The following is a 15,125-nucleotide window of genomic DNA, read 5'->3' on the forward strand; positions in this document are numbered from 1 at the left end:
CCGCCTCCACCGTGATCCGCACCGTGCCGTCCGGTGCGGGAGGCGTGGTCAGCGCCGCGATCTCCAGGGCGTTGAGCGCCCGGCGGATGTCCCCGTTGGCCATCCGCGCGATGTGCTCAAGCGCCCCCGGCTCAGCGCTGACGGGCAAATCCCCGAGCCCCCGCTCCTTGTCCGCTAGCGCCCGGCGCAGGGCGTTGAGCGAGTGCTCGTGGGTGAGGGACTGCAGCTGGAACAGGGTGGAGCGGGACAAGAGCGCCCCGTTCACATGATGAAACGGGTTCTCCGTCGTAGCCCCGATGAAAATGATGATCCCCTGTTCTACTGCTGGCAGAAGAGCATCCTGGCGCGCCGAATTGAAGCGATGCACCTCGTCGAGGAAAAGAATCGTTTTCCTCCCGTACATCGCCTTTGTCTCCTGCGCCTGCTCGATGACCTCGCGTACGTCTTTGACCGACGCATCCACCGCATTCAGCTTCACGAACTCGCCGTTCGTCCGCTTGGAGATGATGTGAGCCAGCGTCGTCTTCCCCGTTCCCGGCGGCCCGTATAGCAATATCGATGAAATCCGGTCCGCTTCGATCATCCGCCGCAGCAGCTTCCCCGGGCCGACGATTGCCTCCTGACCGATATACTCATCCAGCGTCTCCGGCCGCATCCGGTCTGCCAGCAGCTTGGATGCCGGATTTTGCGCTTCCTGGTACGAAAACAAATCCATCTATGTCACAACCTTAACCCGTTTTTCGCTTGAAAATAAAAAGCATGCAGCCCCTGCAAACAGGTGTGCGCATGCTTCCTATTATACCATTTTCGCTGCGAGCCAGGCATCCTTTTCCCCGCTCTAATTCTTCTGAATGCCCTTCCGGCTCGCCATGCCAACATTGCCCGTCTTGCCGATCAAATCCCGAACCACTACGCTCGCCATGATCAGCCCTGCCGTAGATGGAACAAAAGCGTTGCTGGCTGGCGGCATTTTCGCCTTGCGGATCACTGCGCCATCGGGAACGATTTGTTGGGTGACATCCTCCCGGGGAATAATCGGCTCCTCCTTGGAAAAGACCACCTTCACGCCCTTCTTAATCCCTTCCGAGCGCAGCTTCGTGCGGATAACCCGGGCGATCGGGTCAACGGACGTTTTAGAAATATCTGCGACTTCGAAGCGAGTCGGGTCCATTTTATTCGCCGCGCCCATGCAGGAGATAATCGGAATTTTCCGCTCCAGGCACTGCTTGATCAGATGGATTTTGTAGCCGATGGTATCCGATGCGTCCACGACATAATCCAACTTATAGGCAAACAGCGTCTCGTAGGTTTCCTCCGTATAAAACATCCTAAGCGCAATGGCGTCGCACTCGGGATTGATGTCGGCTATGCGGTCGCGCATCAGCTCTGCCTTGGGCTTGCCCACCGTAGACAAAAGCGCGTGAAGCTGTCGGTTCACGTTGGTGATGTCAACGACATCCTTGTCGATCAAAATGATCCGGCCGACGCCGCTCCGGGCGAGCGCCTCCACTGCAAAAGAGCCAACGCCGCCGATTCCCAACACGGCAACGGTACTGCCACGAAGCACGTCCAAGCCCTCCGGCCCCATCGCCAGCTCATTGCGAGAAAATTGGTGCAGCAATGCGATCCCTCCCATCTTTACGTATCATTTTCCACTAAAAACTCTCTAAGGTTTCCCCGCCGGAAAACCGCCGAAAAGCTGCCGGATCTTGCGATCCGACAGCTCCCCCATATTGAATCCATTCATTTTGCGAGGAAAAGGTACTTACTCCTTCTTCCCTGCCAGCTCCTTGATCGCGATGCGGATGGAAAGATCCTGCAGTTGCTTGTCGTCCACCACGTTGGGCGCATTCATCATTAGGTCGGTGGCGCTTGCCGTTTTCGGGAAAGCGATGGTTTCCCGCAAGTTCGTGCGGCCAGCCAGCAGCATGATCAGTCGGTCGAAGCCAAAGGCGATACCCCCGTGAGGAGGAGTGCCGTACTCAAAGGCATCCAGCAGGAACCCGAAGCGACGGTGAGCTTCTTCCGGAGTAAATCCGAGGGCGGCAAACATTTTCTCCTGCACATCCCGTTTGTAAATCCGCATGGAGCCGCCGCCTACTTCGTAGCCATTAAGCACCAAGTCATAGGCTTGGGCGCGAATTTGCGACGGGTCTGTGTCGAAGAAATGCAGATCCTCTTCCTTCGGACGGGTGAACGGATGGTGCTCCGCCATATAGCGCTTTTCTTCTTCATCGTAGCTGAGAAGCGGGAAATCTACGACCCAGGCGAATTTGTAGGTGGATTCGTCGATCAAGCCGAGGTCCTTGCCGATTTTGAGCCGCAGGTTGCCGAGCACATCGTTGACCACTTTCGCTTTGTCGGCGGAGAAGATCAATACGTCCCCTTCTTCCGCGTTCAAGCGCTCTTTAAGGGCTGCGATTTCATCTTCTGTGAAGAACTTGACGATGGGGCCTTTCCACTCGCCCTCTTTGATTTGAATCCAGGCCAGACCTTTGCCGCCGTAACGGGAAGCGAATGGCGTCAAGTCGTCCAGTTCCTTGCGGCTCCAGCTGCCGCAGCCCTTGGCATTCAATGCCTTGACGATGCCGCCGCCTGCGATAACGCTCGCAAACACTTTGACGCCGCTGTTTGCGACCAAGTCGGATACGTCTGAGAGCTCCAGTCCGAAGCGAAGATCCGGCTTGTCGGAGCCGTATTTGCCCATCGCATCGGCATAGGTCAAGCGTTGGAACGGACGAGGGATTTCGATGCCCTTGATTTTTTGGAACAGGTCAACTACCAGCTCTTCCATCATCGTTTGCAGCTGCACGTCCGTCATGAAGGACGTTTCGATATCGACTTGGGTGAATTCCGGCTGGCGGTCAGCCCGCAGGTCCTCGTCCCGGAAGCAGCGGGCGATTTGATAATACCGCTCCAAGCCGCCTACCATAAGCAGTTGCTTGAACAGCTGCGGAGATTGCGGCAGCGCGTAAAACTCGCCTTCATGCACACGGCTCGGCACGAGGTAGTCTCGAGCGCCTTCCGGAGTGCTCAAGGTCAAAATCGGGGTTTCCACTTCAAGAAAGCCGTTTCCGTCCAAAAAGTCGCGGAACACTTTCGCGGCCTTGGAGCGGAGCAGCAGCGTTTGCTGCATTTCCGGACGGCGCAGGTCGAGGTAACGGTATTTCAGACGCAGTTGTTCATCGATCTCCTGGCCTTCCTCGATGAAGAATGGAGGCGTTTTGGCCGGGTTCAAAATGTCAATCTCGGTTACGCGTACTTCAATTTCACCGGTTTTCAGGTTCGAATTGACGGTTTCCGCATCGCGGAGAACGACCTTTCCTTTAACCGCCAGGACATATTCGTTTCTTGCCCGGTCGCCAATCTTCAGCGCATCCCCGGAAAAATCCGGATTGAAGACAACTTGCACGAGTCCGCTGCGGTCTCTCAAATCGATAAAAAGCACTCCGCCCAAGTCGCGGCGGCGCTGCACCCAACCGTTCAACACTACTTCTTGTCCTACCGATTCCTTGCTCAATTCTCCGCAGTTATGCGTTCTTAACAAAGCCATCTTTTCTCTTCCCCCCTGATTTTAGTTAAATCGATATGAGTTGAATCGAAGCCTACTTTTTGATGTGAGCGACCAGCTCGGCCAATGGTACGGTGACTTGCTCACCGGTGTCCATGCGTTTTAGCGAAATCGTCCCCGTTTTCAGTTCGTCCTCGCCAAGAATCGCGACATAACGGGCTTGGAAACGGTCGGCCGACTTCATTTGCGTTTTCATCTTGCGGCTTTGGTAATCCTTTTCGGCTGTAAGGCCTGCCGCCCGGGCTTCGTACAACAACCGGATGACCGCTTCCTCCGCCTCCGTTCCCATGCCGATGAAGTAAACGTCGAGAGGCTCTACACCTGGTACCGTCACACCTTGATTCTCAAGAACGAGCAAAATCCGTTCCAAGCCAAGACCAAAGCCGACTCCCGGCTGATCCTGCCCGCCGATTTCGCCTACTAGGCCGTTATAGCGTCCGCCGCCGCCGATGGTATCGATGGCGCCGATGCCCTCGCTCTTGTACTCGAAGGCGGTATGGGTGTAGTAATCCAGTCCGCGCACCAATCGAGGATTGATGTCAAAAGGAATATCCATCGCCTTCAGGTAGCGCTGAACCGCCTGAAAGTGATTCACGCAGTCTTCATCCAGATATTCCAGAATCGTCGGCGCGTCGGCAAATCGGTGAGCGTCGATTTTGCAGTCCAAAACCCGCATCGGATTGCGATCGATCCGCGAGTTGCAGTCTTTGCACAACTCCGCCTTCATCGGAGTCAAATACTCCACCAGCTTGGCCCGGTAAGCCGCCCGACATTCTGCCGTTCCGACGGAGTTGATTTCCACGCGAACGCTGTTTAAGCCGATTTCCTTATAAAAACTGTAACCAAGGGCGATGACTTCCGCATCTACCGCCGGATCTGCCGAGCCGAAGGCTTCGACGCCGAACTGGTGGAACTGGCGGTAACGTCCGGCTTGCGGCTGTTCGTAACGGAACATCGGTCCGATATAATACAGCTTGGTTACGTCCGGATCGGCATACAGCTTGTTCTCGGCATAAGCCCGAACCACGCCGGCTGTCCCTTCCGGCCGCAACGTCATACTGCGGTTGCCTTTGTCGGGGAAGGTGTACATCTCCTTCTCGACAATATCCGTAGTTTCGCCGACGCCCCGTTGAAACAGCTCCGTATTTTCAAAGATCGGCGTGCGAATTTCCTGGTAATGATACCGGCAGCAAAGATCCCGTGCTTTATTCTCCAGGTACTGCCATTTCTCTACGGTACCCGGCAGCAAATCTTGAGTGCCCTTCGGTTTTGAAAACTCATGGTTCTGACCTCCTCTTTCTCCTGCCAAACAAACGCACCATGCAAACGATAAAAAAAGCCCTCGCCGCTGACGTTTGTCGTCAGGGACGAGAGCTTACGCGCTCACGTGGTACCACCCAAATTCGAGACCCGCCAAAATCTTGCAAACGGAATCCCCTCAAATGCGGTTAACGCCCGCTTTACGCTGATCGGCTACTTCTCCCAGACCGGTAAGGTCTCCAGTGTTCGCCGCCAGTTCTCCGGGAGGTCTTTCATCCGGTCCGGCACGGAAGCTTTCAGCCAAGGCTTCCTCTCTGAAGTGTCGCGGATTCTCGAATTACTTTTTCCCATCAACGAATCTTGACGATAGAAATAATTATTTCTGATTTTATCTGCCGTTATACCGATTGTCAAGCTTATGTTTGCGCAGAAGCCGCCCTTTACAAACTTTTATCCCAAAAAAGAGACCCACCGGGAAACGGTCCCGTCAGGCCTGCGAAGAAATTATATTGAAAAGGGGGTCATGGGTTTAGTATAGGCAAAAAATATGTGTCCATGATGACCGTTGGATTACATTTCAATTACAGCTTGAGGTTAACCACTCGCTCCAGCATATCCCGGTAGAGCATCCAAACCTCGCCGTTCGTCAGCTTTTCCTTGTCTACGATGCCATCGACGGTCTCTTTTTTGATGATGCCTTTGGCGGTAATCTCCGTTTCCGCGTTGTCCGGGGTGACGTCGAGCCCCAAGGTTTTCCCCATGTCATAGCTGAGCTGAGCCAAGCTAAGAGGAGCTTTCGCACCGTCCGCTCCTGCAAGCAGTTTATCCATCTCACCGATGGGATTGCCCTTAAACACCGGATTGGTCTTACTGTAAAAATTCTTGATGGCATTGAGGTTATACTTCACCCGATTTGGATTGCTCGCGCCATCGATATCGAAATCGTTATTGTAAGAACCCGACACCAGACCGTGGTACAGGGCGACTTTCAAGCCTTCGTAATACTTGTGGTTCATGTAAGCCGCCTTCGGCACGGTGAAGCTGCCCATGTTCATCTTCTGGGCGATGGCCAAGTCATGCAGCTTGTTGAGCAGGTCCGGGGAATCCACCAGATTGCGGAAAGACACGCCGCTCTCGATAGCCACCTTCGCCGCGATTCCTGCAGATTGACCTTCATCCATGCCAGTCGGGATCATCCGGGCAGAGCCTTGAGCGAGGGAGCCGTAGCTAGCCGAACGTCCCACCACAAGCAGGCCGTCTGCATTCGCGGGAATCAGACTGCGTAGCGGCACCGCATATTGGACGGGGGTCAAATATACGATCCCATTATGGCTCGGATCAAGAGGCTGGACGTCCGACGGATAAGAGCCCAAAGCCACCCGGTCCGGTTGGTCTTTGTTTTCCAGCAAGTCGAGGATGCCTAACTTATATAACCCCTCCATTTGCCGGGTTTCCCGCACGTATAGTTCGGGTGCAGTTCCAGCCAGTTTCGCTTTTTCGAAACCAGGAATGTTCTTGTTCAAAAAGTCAACCAAGTATGGCAGCTCTTCCTCGCCTGCCGCTTTGCCTGCCGCCACCGACTCTGGATCGAAGGCGTTCACACCGAATATAAGCATCGCATTGATCAAAACCGTGTTGTCGTTCTGCCGGCCGATGTTGAGCCCCCGCACCTTGATCTGCTTTGGATTGTGAGCCGTATAATAAGGCTTATGGTTCGGATCGAAAAAGACGTTTTTAAACCCGGCGATGGAAACCTCCGAGGAATCGCCCACTTCCTTGCTGGCGCGGATGGTGTCCCATTCCTTTTGGCCGATGCCCGAAAGCTTGAACACAAGGGTGACACCCATGATGGATTTATCGTCGCCGATATCCGATCTTCCTACGGAAAAAGGAACTCCAGCCGCATAGGCAAAATCCGCGTCCTGGGTGGCGTCGATAACGGTTTTCGCCGACACCTGCCGGGTGGAGCCGTCAGACATGGCGATTTCCGCACCGGTCACTTGAACGAACTGCCCTTCATTGTTTGTGATGGGTTTTACGCCCTTCACATGCATCAAAAGGTCCAACTTCTTCTCGTTTTTGACCAACTTATAGAAGGCGTTGGCTGCCGTATTTACGTCAAAGCTTTGGCCTTCCACCATGCCGTACCACTCGGCAAACAAGCCCTTGTTGATGCTTTCCTTGCTGCCGGAGGCCTTGTTCAGCTTGTCATAGTTCATGTCGATGGTGTTGAGCCAGCCTTCGGTCATGAGACCACCCAACACGTTGCGGCTGTCTCGGGGCTCCACCAAGAGCGTCTTGAGCCCGTTGCGAGCGGCGGATACCGCAGCCGTAATCCCTTCGGGATCGGTCCCGACCACGATAACGTCATAGGCGGTTTGAATATCCGCTGTGTTTTTCGGCGGAGTGATCGTCTGCTGCTCCGGACGGTTGCCGAGAGCTTCCTTGTCCAGCTTGCCGGAGGCATACAAATAGCTGAGCCCGACTCCAAACAGTACGATAAATGCGGCAAGTAACGTTAACCATGCTTTTTTCATCTTCCGTATCCCCCTGTAATCTCCCGTCAATCGCCTTCGGCATCAATGGCCGATTGGCGCCCGGTCCTTGGACATATAGGCTGCGCTTAGCAACGCCAGCTTCTTTTCGGTATATTCCTTATACGCTTTGTTGTATGCCGCCGGCTCCTTCGGATTCGGAAAGCGCTCGATCTTTTGCCGGTCTTGCGCTTGTTCCTCGAAATCCGCTGGATACACGATCTTACTGACCGCACCGCAGCCAAGGCCAATGATCGTCTGCCGTTCCTCCATCATTAGAATATTATATAAGCTTTCCTTGCCAAGCAAGGAGTAGCCGACGTTTTCTTGATTGCCGAGGATGTTTTTTTGCCGGTAGAGGTAATAGGGCTTGTAGCCGTGTTCTCCTGTCCACTCGGAGGTCATATGCATCATCTCGCTGATTTCGTCCCTCTCGGCTACCTCGTAGTCATCTTTGTTTTTCGTCATGCGGGACGCCCGTTTGAAGCTCAAGGTATGAACGGTGAGCGATTCCGGCAACAGCTTGGACGTTTCGGCCAGAGAGTGCCGGTATTCCTCCACCCCTTCTCCCGGCAAGCCGATGATCAGGTCCATATTGATATTGCTAAGTCCCATCTTCCGGGCGAGAAGGAATTTGTCCACCGTTTCCGTTACCGTATGGTGCCGACCGATGGCATCCAGCGTTGCCTGGGTAAAGCTTTGCGGATTGATGCTGATGCGGTCGACCTTCCACTTTTTCATCACGTCCAGCTTGTCCGGTGTGATGGTATCGGGCCTTCCCGCCTCCACCGTCAGCTCCCGCACCTCACTCATGCCGGGGAAAGACCGGTGCAGTTCGGCAAAGAGCGCGTCCATCTCTTCCGCTTCGATGCTGGTCGGCGTTCCGCCGCCCCAGTAGAGAGTGGTGATCTTTAAGCCGTTGAGCTTCAACCAGCGGCCCGTTTCCCGGATCTCATAGTGCAGCCCCTCCAAAAAGGCAGCCACCGAACCGTTGTTGCCGCGGATATCGTAAGCGGGGAACGTGCAGTACGCGCACTTCGTCGGGCAAAAGGGAATGCCGATGTACACGCTGACCTCCCGGTTGAGGTTGTACAGATCGGGAATGACCTTTAGCTGTAGCTCGGCGATTTCCGTTACCAGCCGTGCCTTTTCCTCCGTTACCAGATAATCCTCCTGCAGCGTGTGCAGCACGTCTTCCCGAGTACCCGAGCGGAGCAAGTTGTGCACCAGCTTGGTCGGGCGAACTCCGGTCAGACTGCCCCAAGGCTGAACGATGCCCGTTTCCTCCTGCAGCAGCATGAGCACCGTGTACCCGATGGCACGCTTCAAGGCGCGCTTGAAGCCTTCTTCACCGGCCAGAGTGACCGGCCGTACATGGGTTTTAACGCGGACTTTGGATTCCGCGGGGATCTCCATCTCGGCAGTCGCCGTTATGCAGGTCGTACGCTCCCCATCTTGATCTGCCCGTGCTTTTATAGTCAAGATTATATCCGCGGCGGTGCCTTCATCCGCAAAAGCGTTGGCTTCGTCCGCTGGTTCAAATGCTATGTCAACATTGTCGTAATACAACTTCAGCAAATGGAAAAGCTCCGTGCGATGCACGTCGAAGCCGATCCGTTTGACGATAATCCGCATTTCTTGCACCTCCTGCGTGTGTGTCTAGTGTAGCATAAGAGGGCGTTAAGGTTAAACCTGCATAAAAACGACCCGCACCGGGGCTGGTACGAGCCGTTTCAATTAGGGTGCCAAATTTCCCCCAACCTACTGTCCTTCACCCAAAGACGCCCAGTTTGTGCCGCCGTCTGCGGTTTCAAACACTTGATAAGAGTAGCCGTTGGGCTCCAATTGTGCTGGCGTTATAAACCAGTTAGTCAAAGTTACGAAGGAGACGCTAGCGTTAACCGTCTTAGATGGATCTATTGAAACTTCCTCCCAAGTGGTCCCGCCGTCAGTCGTTTTCCATACTCTTGTGTGAGATCCTGGCATCTTCGATGTCCAACAATATCCGATTTTTTCATCAAAAAATAAGGGCGTGTCCATGAAGGATTTTGCCGGAAGCTCACTCTTAAGCTGCCAGGACACCCCGCCATCCGAAGTTTCATATAGTTCGTTTACCTTTGGACCATCGTTATTACTAACAGCCAGCGTTCCGCTCTTCTCGTTAAAAAATGCGGCAGAGTAATCGACATCGAGGAACTGGTCGGAGCAACATTGACAGGGCTCCAGGTTTTGCCGCCATCGTCCGTTCGCATAAGCTTAATATTCGAATCTTTTTTGCCTCTCCCAAGGGTATAGCCCACCTTGCTATCTATAAACGTGACCTGATTGGGAAAATAGTCTCCATCCACCCATTCCGGTTTGATTACGTTCACTTTTTTCCAGGTTACCCCGCCGTCTGTCGTTCGCACCAGTTCCGCTTCTTGGCCAGTATCTCCCCAGTGGGTAAGCCATCCGTTGCGCTTGTCGCTAAAAGCAAGGGCGATAGAGCTTCGCGGCGTTATTTTACTAATTCCGACACTCATTTTTATGGGAAGGTTGGCTTTTATCCACGTCTTCCCTTTATCCGTCGTTTTATAAACGTAATCCTCTCGTGAGGAATAGTACCAGCAGGTATTCTCGTCAGGGCTAAAATACGCGCTTGCGAACCTGTCCGTGTGTTGAAGGGGCGGTATAACTTCAGTCCAATGCTTTGTGCCGTCTTCGGTATAGGCCAGTCTGCCGTTCAGCGTCATCCCCCAGCCTTTATCGGCGGAAAACATGGTTCTCGTCAATGGGAAAAAATCGGCGGGCTGAACGGTACCTGTAGAATGCACCGAATCTGCATCCCCGTTTCCGCCGCGGCTATCCGCCGTAAACCAAACGATTCCACCTACGATCACAATTAAAATCACCAACGCCGCCACTACCAGATGTCGCCATCTGCGCCGCCAAAAGGGAGGCTGCTGCAGGATCGTGTAACGATCCGGTTTTTCGGTATTCATTGGTTCTAACCTCCTCAGACTTTGCGGGCACCTAAGCCTGTACCTGGTTTACGCGATTATTCCGCTCCTCCGCCCTACCCAATTAGACAAAATATATGGAAAATAGTTCCGATCCTTCCTCTTCTACCTTGCTTACAAAAAAGAAAAAGGGTCAATACGTAATGTATCGACCCTTAAAAAATTTATATAGGCAGAAAATGAAAGCCATCGGCAGCAAAATCGCTATTTACACACGATCGGCGACATGAATGCTCCGAGCTCCTGCAAATAAGAAAGCAGATCCTCCCGCAAATCTTCCCGTTCCAGTCCGATTTCCAGGATCGCCTTCAAATAGCCGATGCGGTCTCCGATGTCGTAGCGGTGGCCCTGAAGTTCAAGTGCCAGCATTCCTTCCGTTCCGCAAACGGCGTGCAAAGCATCGGTAAGCTGATACTCACCGCCGGAGCCTGTCTCCAGCCCCTCCAAAGCGGGAAAGATCGACGGCGTCAAAACATAACGCCCCATGATCGCTAAGCGTGAAGGAGCCTCCGCCAAGGTTGGCTTTTCGATCAGGCCTTTTACTTCATATACCGAATTCCGCTTGTTTTGATAAGAGATGATCCCGTATTTATGAACCTCCGATTCCCGAACGGGCTGGACGCCGATGACCATCTCGCCTGTTTCCTCATGCACCCGCATCAACTGACTGAGCGCCGGCGGATCGGACACCATGATATCGTCGCCAAGCAGCACGGCGAAAGGCTCATCGCCAACGAATTGCTGCGCGCACAGAATAGCATGTCCGAGACCGAGAGGCTCCTTCTGGCGGATGAAATGAATATCGGCCAGATTACTGATCGCTTGAACTTCCCGCAGCAGCCCCAGTTTCCCTTTCTGTTCCAAAATCCCTTCCAGCTCGATAGCTTTATCGAAATGATCCTCGATCGCTTTCTTGTTGCGTCCGGTTACGATCAGAATGCTTTCGATGCCAGAATGGACCGCTTCTTCAACGATGTATTGAATGGCGGGTTTATCGACGATCGGCAGCATTTCCTTCGGTTGAGCTTTCGTGGCGGGTAGGAATCTAGTCCCCAGCCCCGCTGCCGGGATAACGGCTTTACGGATTTTCATAACCTTCCACTCCTTTGTTCGAAGATGAGCCGAACACCCAGTGCCGGCTTCCAAAATAATTGATGACGATCCCTACCGCCGTCACGGCAAGCTTGCTAATCAACCATCCCATTCCCAAACTGTCGCGTATGAGGACGAGCAGGGCTGAAGTAACGGCAAGGGCCGTTAAATTCACGAGCAGGAAACGGAAAATACGGCGGCGATCCGCATCGCGGCGCGAGCTTCGAAACGTCCAGTTCCGGTTCCATAAATAACTGTTCGCAACGCCGCTGCCATAGGACAAGATTTGAGCCGGTATGGTAGAAAATCCAGCCGCGGTCAACCCGGCGAATACGGCCAAATCGACGGCTGTGTTCAACAGACCGACCGCACCGAACTTCATCATTTGCTTAAGAGGACCGTTCATTCGACAGTCCTTCTCTGTACAGAGGTCGCAGGCTTTTCTCCTCCGGAAAACTCTCGAACGACGTACAGCGGCCTGCCTTTCGTCTCGTCATAAATCCTCCCGATATACTCTCCCATAATCCCCAGCATAAGTAGTACGAAGCCGTTAAAAATAAGCATGATCGCAATGAGGGACGGCCAACCTCGGTTGGTCTCGCTCGTGAAGAGCACCAGATAAATCACGTAAAGCAAGTAGAGAAATCCGGCGCCGGAAAGGAGCGTTCCGGCATATCCCGCCAACTTGAGCGGCTTATAAGAGAACGACGTGATGCCGTCCAAACTCAATTTGATCATCCGTTTCAAAGGGTACTTCGATTCCCCGGCAAACCGCTCGTCCCGCTCATATTCGAGAGCCGTCTGCCGGAAGCCGACCCAACTGACCAAGCCGCGAACGAAGCGGTTGTTCTCGGGCATCCGCTTCATTTCTTCGCATACCTTGCGATCCATCAGGCGGAAATCGCCGGTGTCAACGGGGATGGAGATATCGGTAGATGCCCGTAGCAAGCGGTAGAAGAGGCTGGCCGACCACTTTTTAAACCATGTCTCTCCATTGCGTTTCATCCTTTGGGCATAGACAACCTCGTAGCCTTCCTTCCAACGTTCGATCATGGACAGGATCAACTCCGGCGGGTCTTGAAGATCGGCGTCTATGATGATGACAGCGTCACCCGATGCGTAGTCCATGCCTGCGGTAATCGCGATTTGATGCCCGAAATTGCGGGAGAAGTCGATCAGCTTAACCGTCGTATCCCATACACCGTACTGCCGGATGATATCCGCGCACCTGTCCTTGCTGCCGTCGTTGACGAAGAGAAGCTCGTAAGCTTCTCCCGTCCGGTACATGACTTCTTTCAGCCGGCGATAGGTTTCGTCAATCACAGCTTCTTCGTTGAACATCGGAATAATGACCGAATAGCGTACTTGATTCCCCATCTGTTAATTCCCCTCCTGCAAATTCACTTCATACAGGGTTGCGTTGTTTCCGCGACCGCCAAAGCCGCCGAAGCCGCCATCTCCGCCATCCCCTTGATTGGTATCCGACTGCGACGATTGGGATTGGTCGCCAGAAATCGAAATGGCCTTGCCGTTCTCCTGAATCCACTGAGTGACTTCGGAGTTGCCGCCGCGGCCGCCGCCTCCCATTCCGCCGCCGATGAGGAAGTACTTCACTTCGCCTTTTTCAACCAGTGCCTTCAATTTATCCACCGTATAGACTTGATCCGAGCTGTTAAAACCGTTCATAATCACGACCGACTCGCCTTTGTCCACCATATAGGGGGCTGCTGTGCTGTAATCCGATACGGCAACCAAATATTTTTCGCCCGTATTATGCTCCTTCAAATAGGAGTACATTGCTTCGTTCACGCCGCTCGACTGTTCGCCCGGCCCGCCCCCGCGGTTGCCGCCTCCCATTCCGCCGCCAGGGAAGCCGCCATTGTCGGATGAACTCGGTCCAACAATCGGGGTCATGCTGCTCACCCCATACGTAATCGGAGTGAACGCCCAGTAGAGAGGCCCAATGAGCAGCGCCATCATCCCGGCGATGGCGAAGCTGCGGGACAGCTTGCTTTCTTTCGCACGCCATGCAACCAATGCTGTAGTGAGGATCAGTCCGGCTAGCAATATCCCGATGGACCAGCCGCGACCGATCGTCTTATCGTAAGGATGAACGATATACCATTGGAATAAGGCTGTTGCCAGCACCGCCGCCGGCAAAAGCCAGGACATCCAGCCTTTGCGGCTTCGGTAAGCTTGCCACATTTCCGAGAATCCGGCTCCCGCCAGCGCTGCGATCGGCGGAGCGAGCATAATGAGATAATATTGATGAAAGAAGCCGGCTACACTGAAAAATCCGGCTACCGGAATCAGCCATGCGAGCCAAAAAAGCGATTCTTTCTGTTTATCCGTCAATCTCCGTCCGCGGATACTGGCCAGAAGCGCCACCGCGCCGATTAGGGCGAAGGGAATAAGCCAACTGGCTTGGTCGGACAAGGAAGATTGGAACAACCGGAGCGGTCCGGCTTTACCGGTGCCGAACATCCCACCGCTTCTGCCATTGTTCATCCCGCCAAATCCACCGTTGCCCATCCGTCCGTCATCGCTGTTCGGCATGTTAAATCCGCCGTTACCCGATTGGCCACCATCGCCATTCGGAGTATTGGATCCACTGCTATCCGGCTGGCTGCCATCACCGTTCGGCATGTTGAATCCACTGTTGCCCGATTGGCCACCATCGCCACTCGGAGTATTGGATCCACTGCTATCCGACTGGCTGCCAGCACCGTTCGGCATGTTGAATCCGCTGTTGCCCGATTGGCCACCATCGCCATTCGAACTCATCGATTGTCCCGGTTCGAATTGCCCCGTCGGGAATCCCCCGCCTGGTCCGCCGCTGCCGTTACCCCGATCCCCCGTCAGTCTGGATACCCCGTTATACCCAAACACGAGATTCATCACCGAGTTCGTACCGCTGCTGCCGATATACGGCCGCTTATCAGCCGAGACGGAATCGACGGCGACCGCCCAGGAGACGGAAATGACGAGCAGGATGGCCGTCGCTCCTGCGAGGATGCCGGTTTTCTTTTTCCAGCCCCACTTCGCCATTAACAGATAGATCAGATAAAAAGCCGGGAGCACCATGTATGCCTGCATCATTTTCATGTTGAAGCCGACTCCGACTACCGCGAAAGCGCCAAGCACGCTCCAAACGCTTCCTTTACGCACACCTCGGAACAACAGCGTAGTAGCGACAAGAAGCGTGAAGACCAGCATACTGTCGATATTGTTCGTGCGGCTGACGGCAACCGCAATCGGAGTGCAAGCCATAACCAGGGCGCCGATCCGCGCTGCCGCGAGTCCGAACGTTGGCTTCAGGAGCTTGTAAATAAGCAGTACGGAACCGATACCCGCCAACGCCTGGGGCAGAATGACGCTCCATCCGTAAAGTCCGAATATTTTAGCAAACAAGGTCTGAATCCAGAAAGTGACCGGCGGTTTATCGACCGTAACCGAGCCTGCCGAATCGAGGGAAGCATAGAAAAAATTATGGAAATTTTTCATCATAGCCGCAACGGCTGTTGTGTAGTACGTGTTTGCGTATTTATCCGTCCAGATGTTATATCCATTCAGAAAAGCCGACAGCAACACGATAAAAATTAGAGGAACATCCACTTTCCGCTTGGTGGAGAGGTTCATATAGCTCTCACTCCTTCTCTTTTTCTATCC

13 protein-coding genes are annotated in these 15,125 nt (G+C 53.8%); 1 reads left to right on the forward strand and 12 read right to left on the reverse strand.

The genetic code is table 11. The annotated features are described in order from the left end of the window. The 4 genes from TJ79_RS09385 to hisS all read right to left on the reverse strand — a co-directional run. The coding region (locus tag TJ79_RS09385) for an AAA family ATPase (RefSeq protein ID WP_040950047.1) at positions 1–715 on the reverse strand (715 nt) is incomplete at its 3' end. 123 nt (positions 716–838) lie between these two features. Then, a complete protein-coding gene (locus tag TJ79_RS09390) occupies positions 839–1,621 on the reverse strand; it encodes a tRNA threonylcarbamoyladenosine dehydratase (RefSeq protein ID WP_052339428.1) in 783 nt (260 codons plus the stop codon). Between the two features lie 144 nt (positions 1,622–1,765). Next, a complete protein-coding gene (gene aspS / locus TJ79_RS09395) occupies positions 1,766–3,553 on the reverse strand; it encodes an aspartate--tRNA ligase (RefSeq protein ID WP_040950048.1) in 1,788 nt (595 codons plus the stop codon). Between the two features lie 52 nt (positions 3,554–3,605). Further along, positions 3,606–4,880: a histidine--tRNA ligase gene (gene hisS / locus TJ79_RS09400; protein WP_052339429.1), complete on the reverse strand. Its 1,275-nt coding sequence runs from the start codon at positions 4,878–4,880 to the stop codon at positions 3,606–3,608. A 78-nt stretch (positions 4,881–4,958) separates the two neighbouring features. Here hisS and TJ79_RS28075 point away from each other — a divergent pair, with 78 nt between their 5' ends. After that, positions 4,959–5,195 carry a hypothetical protein gene (locus tag TJ79_RS28075; RefSeq protein WP_155987826.1) on the forward strand — a complete coding sequence of 79 codons (237 nt, stop codon included), beginning with the start codon at positions 4,959–4,961 and terminating at the stop codon, positions 5,193–5,195. A gap of 217 nt (positions 5,196–5,412) precedes the next feature. Here TJ79_RS28075 and TJ79_RS09405 read toward each other — a convergent pair whose 3' ends face one another. The 8 genes from TJ79_RS09405 to TJ79_RS09440 all read right to left on the reverse strand — a co-directional run bounded on the left by TJ79_RS09405 (position 5,413) and on the right by TJ79_RS09440 (position 15,095). Next, positions 5,413–7,368, reverse strand: coding sequence for an FAD-dependent oxidoreductase (locus tag TJ79_RS09405; RefSeq protein WP_040950049.1), 1,956 nt, complete (start codon positions 7,366–7,368; stop codon positions 5,413–5,415). Positions 7,369–7,410: 42 nt separating this feature from the next. Further along, entirely contained in the window at positions 7,411–9,000 is a 1,590-nt protein-coding gene (locus TJ79_RS09410; RefSeq protein ID WP_040950050.1) for a coproporphyrinogen III oxidase, read from the reverse strand. 126 nt (positions 9,001–9,126) lie between these two features. Further along, positions 9,127–9,351 (reverse strand): beta propeller repeat protein, encoded by a 225-nt coding sequence (locus tag TJ79_RS09415; RefSeq protein WP_155987827.1) that lies wholly within the window; start codon positions 9,349–9,351, stop codon positions 9,127–9,129. Between the two features lie 125 nt (positions 9,352–9,476). Beyond that, positions 9,477–10,346 (reverse strand): WD40/YVTN/BNR-like repeat-containing protein, encoded by an 870-nt coding sequence (locus tag TJ79_RS09420; RefSeq protein ID WP_040950052.1) that lies wholly within the window; start codon positions 10,344–10,346, stop codon positions 9,477–9,479. A gap of 222 nt (positions 10,347–10,568) precedes the next feature. Continuing rightward, positions 10,569–11,456, reverse strand: a complete 888-nt coding sequence (galU, locus tag TJ79_RS09425) for a UTP--glucose-1-phosphate uridylyltransferase GalU (RefSeq protein WP_040950053.1) — start codon at positions 11,454–11,456, stop codon at positions 10,569–10,571. Further along, a complete protein-coding gene (locus TJ79_RS09430; protein ID WP_040950054.1) occupies positions 11,443–11,862 on the reverse strand; it encodes a GtrA family protein in 420 nt (139 codons plus the stop codon). The genes galU and TJ79_RS09430 overlap by 14 nt, the downstream gene beginning before the upstream one ends. Next, positions 11,859–12,833 (reverse strand): glycosyltransferase family 2 protein, encoded by a 975-nt coding sequence (locus TJ79_RS09435; protein WP_040950055.1) that lies wholly within the window; start codon positions 12,831–12,833, stop codon positions 11,859–11,861. Before TJ79_RS09435 ends, TJ79_RS09430 begins: the two co-directional genes overlap by 4 nt. Before the next feature lie 3 nt (positions 12,834–12,836). After that, positions 12,837–15,095: an ArnT family glycosyltransferase gene (locus tag TJ79_RS09440; RefSeq protein ID WP_040950056.1), complete on the reverse strand. Its 2,259-nt coding sequence runs from the start codon at positions 15,093–15,095 to the stop codon at positions 12,837–12,839. Between the last annotated feature and the right edge of the window lie 30 nt (positions 15,096–15,125).

The organism is Gorillibacterium massiliense, assembly GCF_000455485.1.
In the GTDB taxonomy this organism is placed as follows: domain Bacteria; phylum Bacillota; class Bacilli; order Paenibacillales; family NBRC-103111; genus Gorillibacterium; species Gorillibacterium massiliense.